Below are 7,537 nucleotides of genomic sequence, written 5' to 3'. Positions count from 1 at the left end.
TCTGTTTCTCCTCCTCAAAACTATATCTATCAACCTTTTCGCCTTTCTTTAAGTATTTTTATGTTTTGTTGAGAAAGATCCGGGTAATGGATAGCCTTAAAAAGGGGGACTTTGAATTCCCCCCTTTTTAAGGGGGATTTAGGGGGATCAAGATATGTGCAACTTCACATTAAATTGGTATTAGTACAAAATTTCATTAATTCGTAGCAAATTCTCTGCGTTCCTCTGCGCCCCTACCCTGCGGGAAGGCGTTCGCGTAGCGTCTCGTAGAGAAGCGCCTATGCGTTTAAATTTAAACCCTCAATTCGCCACGATTTGACGCAAATTAGGTGATTTCATTTGCGTAATCAGCTAACCTCTGCGTGAATGACTAAGATAAGGTAGCATCTAAACTAGTGTTGGCAGTAGCTATGGCGCAGAATTGGTTGCGGATTACGCATCAAGACGACAAAATCCAACTTTCTTGGCAACGCGGATATGAAAGTCCTCGTTTTGCGTCAGAAGTCGCCTTCCAGCAGCCCTTCGATGAAGAAAACGCGGCTGAGTTGCGCTGGTATTTAGAAGATTATCTAAAGTTTCCTTACGGTATTTTTCCAGATAACGCTGTAAAAATTGAACAAAAATTACAGCATTGGGGACAACAGCTATTTGAGCTAGTATTTCGCAGTACAGAGAAAGGAAGAGAGTTTTTTCAGGAAGCGACACGGGAAGGGCTAGATAACTGTGAACTGGGCATCATTTCTGATAACGCCGAAGTGCTGAACTTACCTTGGGAATTGCTATATTCCGCCGACTATCAATTTCTTGCACCTTCACTGGCGGGGATGTATCGCAGTCTCAGCAGTCAGGGCGTAAAAGCACCATTGCCACCAATGCCCGATGACCAACTGAATATTTTACTAGTTATTGCCCGTCCTTACGACCAGCAAGATGTTGGGTTTAAAACCATTGCCCGTCCACTGCTGGCGGCGCTGCAACCGATACGTCAGCGAGTCAATCTTAAGGTATTGCGTCCCCCTAGCTTGAAAGCATTTGAAGCAGAACTGCAAGCGAATAAGGGTTTTTATCATATCGTCCATTTTGATGGACATGGGAATTTTGACAGCGAGACACAGGGACTTTTAGTCTTTGAGGATGAACATGGAAATGAGCAAGCTGTCAGCGCTAGAGAAATTGCCCAATATTTAACAGATTGCCGTGTACCGATTTTTGTACTGAATGCTTGCAAGTCTGGACAAGTAGGCGAAGAAGCCTTTTCTTCAGTGGCGGGACAGTTGGTGAAATTGGGGGCTAAGGGTGTAGTAGCGATGGCCTATTCAGTTTACGCCAAAGGTGCAGAACACTTTATTGGGCGATTGTATGGGGAATTAGTCAGGGGAGAGTGTATCGCCACAGCTGTTGCAGCAGGGCGTAAGTCTATGTCTATTGACAAAATGCGCCCCAGTCCCAAAGGAAATTTACCTTTACAAGATTGGCTTGTGCCGGTGTTGTATCAGCAGGAACCTTATACGCCTTTTCTTCCTAAAAAGACAGCACCCAGTTTTACCGATTTGATGGCGCAAGCAGACAACACTCCAGAAAACAGCAAAGCTGTAGGTTTACCTGATGAAAGTGCTTATGGTTTTATTGGGCGAGATTATGAGATTTTGCGTTTAGAGAGAGCATTTCGGCAAAATCATCTGGTTTTGGTGCAGGGAATGGGCGGCGTTGGTAAAACTGAGTTAGCCGCAGGTTTCGCCCGGTGGTTGGATGATACCCAAGGACGTACAGGCGGTATGTTCTTCACCTCCTTTGAACAGGGTGCGGGGTTGAGTCAGGTAATTAACCAAATTGGTAGGGCGTTGGGAGGTGAGAGATTTTCCCAAATGATGCCAGATAAGCAAGAGGATGTGGTGCGGCAATATCTGCAAACTAATCCTTGCTTGTTAATTTGGGATAACTTTGAACCTGTCAACGGTTTCCCTACGGGGAATGAACCATTATTGAGTGGGGAAGAGAGAAACAAGCTGAAGCGGTTTCTTAAAGAATTGCGGGGTGGTAAATCTTGGGTATTAATTACCAGTCGCCGCGAAGAAGCTTGGTTGGATTGTGGGTATAGTTTAATCAATTTGCGGGGGTTGTCTCAAGCGGATGCCCAAGAGTTAGCCGCGAAGATTTTGCAAACGGTGGGTGTAGAGAGAAAGAACTTACCAGCAGAGTATTTGGAATTGTTGAAATTGTTGGGGGGACATCCGTTGTCGTTGCGGGTGGTGTTACCGCATTTAAAGATGCAGACACCTGTGCAGTTAATTGAGGCGCTGCGGCGGGGGTTAGATACTTTTAGGGGACAAGAGGAAGAAGGCAGAGAAAAATCTCTTACTGTGTCGTTGGATTATTCTTTTGCTAAATTGTCAGAACGAACACGTCAGCATTTACCATTTTTGGCGCTGTTTTCGGAACGGGTTGATGCAGATTGGCTGCATAGTTTTTCAGAAAGTCCTGATGATAGCGATGGACAAGCTTATCGGGCGGTATTTGGGGAGAACTTGCAAAAACCAGATTGGTTAAGGATTCTCAATGAAGCCGCCGCAGCAGGTATTGTGGAATATTTGTTGGGTGAGACTATCTACAAAATTCACCCCGCACTACCTTGGTATTTTCGCCAGCAGTTAAACACAATTACTTCCCAGGAAGTGGTTAACAAACTCGAAAAAAAGTTACTGATTTTCTACGCTAGTTTGGCAAATAGCTACCGTAAGAAACTCATCAGCAATGCAGAACTAGCAACTTTTGTGTTGCGAGTTGAAGAACCGAATTTGTTGCAAAATCTGCGCCTTGCCGAACAGCAACAGGAATGGGCTTATGCACAATTTATTTTGCAAGCTTTAGGAGAAGTGTATGAGCGCTTAGGACGCAATCCCGAATTTAAGTTGCTACGTCAACAGGCACTGAAGCAAGTTGGTATGCACTTAGCAGATGCGAAAGCAAGAGGTGAAGATGCTTTGAATTTCTGGATGTATTTGTGGGGTAACAAAGCTAATGAAGCACTGCAAAGTGCTGATTTGCCAGGTGCTAGGAAAATTTATCAAGAAATTCTGGATGAATTAATAGCTTTAAACAACTCCTCAGTGAATGAAAGAATTGCTGTTGCTTATCACCAACTGGGCATGGTAGCCGAAAACCAGAGGCAGTTTGATGTGGCTGTTGATTACTACCACAAGGCGCTGAAGATATTAGAAGATGCCGGAGATTTGTACAGTGTTGCTAGAGAATATCACCATCTGGGCATAGTCGCCTACTACCAAAGGCAGTTTGATGTGGCTGTTGATTACTACAACAAAGCACTGAAAATAAAAGAAGATGCCGGAGATTTGTACAGTGCGGCTGATGAATATCACCAACTGGGCATGGTAGCCGAAAACCAGAGGCAGTTTGATGTGGCTGTTGATTACTACCACAAGGCGCTGAAGATATTAGAAGATGCCGGAGATTTGTACAGTGTTGCTAGAGAATATCACCATCTGGGCATAGTCGCCTACTACCAAAGGCAGTTTGATGTGGCTGTTGATTACTACAACAAAGCACTGAAAATAAAAGAAGATGCCGGAGATTTGTACAGTGCGGCTGATGAATATCACCAACTGGGCATGGTAGCCGAAAACCAGAGGCAGTTTGATGTGGCTGTTGATTACTACCACAAGGCGCTGAAGATATTAGAAGATGCCGGGGATTTGTACAGTGTTGCTAGAGAATATCACCATCTGGGTAGGGTAGCCGAAAACCAGAGGCAGTTTGATGTGGCTGTTGATTACTACCACAAAGCACTGAAGATATATGAAGATGCCGGGGATTTGTACAGTGCTGCTAGAGAATATCACCATCTGGGTAGGGTAGCCGAAGAGCAACGGCAGTTTGATGTGGCTGTTGATTACTACCACAAAGCACTGAAGATATATGAAGATGCCGGGGATTTGTACAGTGCTGCTAGAGAATATCACCACCTGGGCAGGGTAGCCCAAGAGCAGAGGCAGTTTGATGTGGCTGTTGATTACTATCACAAGGCGCTGAAGATATTAGAAGATGCCGGGGATTTGTACAGTACTGCTGATGAATATCACCACCTGGGCATGGTAGCCCAAAGGCAGAGGCAGTTTGATGTGGCTGTTGATTACTACCACAAGGCGCTGAAGATATATGAAGATGCCAGGGATTTGTACAGTGCTGCTAGTGACTATCACCAACTGGGTATGGTAGCCGAAGAGCAACGGCAGTTTGCCGAGGCAATTAACTATTATCAAAAAACCTGGGAAATTTATGAGCAATTCCGCGATTGGTATTGGGCTTCACAAACATTAGGTAAGTGGGGAAGGGTTTTAGAAGCTCAAGAAAATTACGCTGAGGCTTTGCAAATTTACATCAGTGCTTTAGCCATTGACCTAGAGCATAATCAAGAGTTGCTTGGTTTAGATATCGATAATTTAGCGCGGATACTCAAGCAGTTAGGCGAAAGCCAGTTTCAAACCATTTGGCGCGAGGCGACGGGTGAAGAGTGCGCTGGAGAGGTACGCGAGGCAATTTGGACAGCGCTGGATAGGCTAGAAACAGAGTCTTAGGGTGCAGTGCAAGATTTATTGCCAACGTCAAATCATTCATAAGTTTTGTTTAAGCATTGCTTGCGATCGCATAAGCGTTTGCCACAAAAACGATCCTTTTCATAACCAAAATCGTCATTTTTATAACCAACATCGTCATTTTTGTAACCAAAATCATCATTTTCATAACCAAAATCATCATTTTCATAACCAACATCGTCATTTTCATAACCAAAGCGATCGTTTTCATGACTAAAACGATCGTTTTGACCACTACAAGCTAGTCATTTGGAAGTGCGATGTCTACGACGGGCTACACCTACGCAACATTTTCGCAATATTGATAGCAGCAGTGTTCTATCCTAGAAACAAAAAGGGCAAAAGTATGCAAGCCTACAAGCTCAACACCACAATTGATGAATCAGGTCATTTAATTATTGACGAACCTCTAAATATTGCTCCTGGAAAGGTGGAAGTGATTATTTTGCAGCCAGTTCCATCCTTGGAAACTCCTACTGAGTCACAGCCAGAAAAGCCAAAGAGACAAACAAAAATCAAAGCTTTGCAAGGCTGGTTTGAAAAAACACAACCCACGCCTTCTGATTTTGACCCAGACCAAGCCAGATGGGAAGCTTTAAAAGAGAAACATAATCTGTGAAATTGCCTGAAATATTATTTAATTATATATAGATGAGGAAAACCAATATGCAAGCCTATAAGCTAAACGCCACAATTGATGAATCCGGTAATTTAATTATTCACGAACCTCTAAATCTTGCTCCAGGGGCGGTAGAAGTAATTATTTTGCAACCAGTTCCATCCTTAGAAAGTTCTAGAGAAAATCAAATTCAGTCCCAGCCTGAAAAGCAAAAAAGAATAGTGGAATGCTCTATACCCATTTTGAAAGAGTGGTTGGAAAGTACAGAGCCGACTCCTTCAGATTTTGACCCCGATCAAGCCAAATGGGAATATTTGAGGGAGAAACATAATCTGTGAGAGTCTTACTAGACACTAATATAATTTTGGATTTTGCTCTTGAACGCCATCCCTTTTACAGCAACACTATACAAGTATTCTCATTTATTTATCAAAAACAAATAGAAGGTTATCTTTCTGCTTCTACTTTTAGTGACTTCTACTACATCATTCGGAAAGAGAAAGGTCGAGCATCTGCTCTATCCCTTTTAAATAGAATTGTAACCTTCTGTCAAGTCGCAACAGTAGACAGTACCACAATCAACATGGCATTAACTGCTAACTTTAAAGATTTTGAAGACGCTATTCAATACAGCAGTGCGGTACTCAATCACTTAGATGCTATTATTACTCGCAACCCTAGAGATTTTCCAGTTGCTACCCCCAGAATTATCACACCTGAAGAGTTGATTCAGGAACTAACAAATACTCCATAAATAATTAAGTCAAATATATATGAATCCCCAATTAACCCCTCTCGAAATCCAAGAATTTCAGCAACTTCTGCCAAACGACACCCCAGCGCAACATGCACTTACTACCCTACAACAACACAACGGCAATCTAGAAGCAAGTTTTGATGCACTCTGGCAAGAGAAAGTCGGCACAACAGATTATAGTAGGGGCAAAAAATCTATTTTGCAGCTGACTCTCGACGAAATCCGCGCGGAAATCTGTGGTGATGATGGTTTACGGGGCAAAATCAAAGAATACACTAATAACCCTGGTAGTTCTTCTCTGCTCAACAGTATCATTGGCTCACTGGTTGCGGTTGCAGCAGTGCATGGAATACCGATTGATGGTGCGATCGCCACAATTGTCGTATTATATATTCTAAAAATTAGCATCAACGTTTACTGCAAATACACTGAGCCAGATAGCCAGCCAGAGTAAGGGTAAAAATAATATTGTACAGACGCGATTCATCGCGTCTCTCCAAACTCCCCTCATGTCCCCGGTAAATTTCGCAAACGGCTATCCAAATGACTATGATCTGCCAAAACCTTTAACAACGGCCCATGTGAGCTAAATTCTACAATACTGACCGAAGCAACAGGGCATCCCAAACGAAAACGGAAGCGTCCCACATCAACACCCAGTACACTACACAGAATAATTCTGATAGTTGCTTTGTGTGAAACAACTAAAACATTCCCACTACTATAATTTTGTTTAATTTCTTCAATTACCTGCAACGCACGAGAAGCAATTGTAACAGCCATTTCTCCACCAGTTGGTGCATTCCAAGCCGGATCTGCTGACCAGCGAATATAATCATCGTGATATTCACGGCTAATTACTTCTGGCGTTTTTCCCTCCCACAAGCCATAGTTAATTTCTTTCAAACCATCTCTAAGTTGTGGTTCTATATTTATAGCTTCACATAAAGGTTTTGCTGTCAATACAGTTCGTTGCATTGGACTACAAAATATTGCTGTCCAATCCATAGAACTATATGCGTTAGCAAAAGCCTTTGCCATCTCCAAACCTTCTGGCGTAAGCTCTGAATTTATTGAACCGCAAAAGGAATTATTGCGACTGCATTCTGTTTGTCCGTGACGGAGAAAATAAAGAGTTAGGCTCACGGTATACTCTCATTGATTGTAAATTTAAGAGCATTAACAATCAGATGTAGCTGAAGATAGTTAATGCCTGTGGTATATTACTACAATTTTTTGAGATTTGAGGGACTTGCAAAAAATAAATTATCCCAAATTATCTATAGATTTATAGGCGCACAAGGTCTTGCGCCCCTACGATAGGATATTTTTTTAACTGCAAGTCCCTGAAATATTTTTCAGGGCAGAGTTGTAGCAGCTACGCCCATCTGAGAAATGGCTAAATCCATTAAACATAATGATAAAAATGGAGTTAAACTTTCATAACTCCACACTTAATAAGTAGGTAGGTGGGGAAAAATCTAACTATGTTAAGATAAGTAAATACATAAAATATATTTACTTAGTAACAAATAATATGGGCGCTCGTTT

The 7,537-nt window shown here is 42.4% G+C and carries 6 protein-coding genes; 5 read left to right on the top strand and 1 reads right to left on the bottom strand.

Annotation, left to right across the window (positions count from 1 at the left end; all coding sequences use genetic code 11):
* Positions 1 to 410 precede the first annotated feature (410 nt).
* The 5 genes from V7K69_RS02585 (at position 411) to V7K69_RS02565 (ending at position 6,440) form a co-directional block, all read left to right on the top strand.
* On the top strand, positions 411 to 4,592 hold the full coding sequence (locus V7K69_RS02585; RefSeq protein WP_335031149.1) for a tetratricopeptide repeat protein: 4,182 nt from the start codon (positions 411 to 413) through the stop codon (positions 4,590 to 4,592).
* A gap of 364 nt (positions 4,593 to 4,956) precedes the next feature.
* Positions 4,957 to 5,229, top strand: a complete 273-nt coding sequence (locus tag V7K69_RS02580; RefSeq protein ID WP_335031147.1) for a hypothetical protein — start codon at positions 4,957 to 4,959, stop codon at positions 5,227 to 5,229.
* Between the two features lie 47 nt (positions 5,230 to 5,276).
* Complete coding sequence (locus V7K69_RS02575) at positions 5,277 to 5,567, top strand: hypothetical protein (protein WP_335031145.1); 291 nt, start codon at positions 5,277 to 5,279, stop codon at positions 5,565 to 5,567.
* On the top strand, positions 5,564 to 5,983 hold the full coding sequence (locus V7K69_RS02570; protein ID WP_335031143.1) for a type II toxin-antitoxin system VapC family toxin: 420 nt from the start codon (positions 5,564 to 5,566) through the stop codon (positions 5,981 to 5,983). Before V7K69_RS02575 ends, V7K69_RS02570 begins: the two co-directional genes overlap by 4 nt.
* Positions 5,984 to 6,002: 19 nt before the next feature.
* Positions 6,003 to 6,440 (top strand): hypothetical protein, encoded by a 438-nt coding sequence (locus V7K69_RS02565; protein WP_335031141.1) that lies wholly within the window; start codon positions 6,003 to 6,005, stop codon positions 6,438 to 6,440.
* Between the two features lie 53 nt (positions 6,441 to 6,493).
* On the opposite strand, the gene V7K69_RS02560 is transcribed toward V7K69_RS02565, so the two are convergent.
* Positions 6,494 to 7,132, bottom strand: coding sequence for a histidine phosphatase family protein (locus tag V7K69_RS02560; protein ID WP_335031139.1), 639 nt, complete (start codon positions 7,130 to 7,132; stop codon positions 6,494 to 6,496).
* Positions 7,133 to 7,537 lie beyond the last annotated feature (405 nt).

Origin of the sequence: Nostoc sp., from assembly GCF_036917775.1 — a bacterium.
GTDB lineage: Bacteria > Cyanobacteriota > Cyanobacteriia > Cyanobacteriales > Nostocaceae > Nostoc.
The sequence above is the reverse complement of the archived record's forward strand: the minus strand, read 5'-3'. Positions and strand labels throughout refer to the sequence as shown.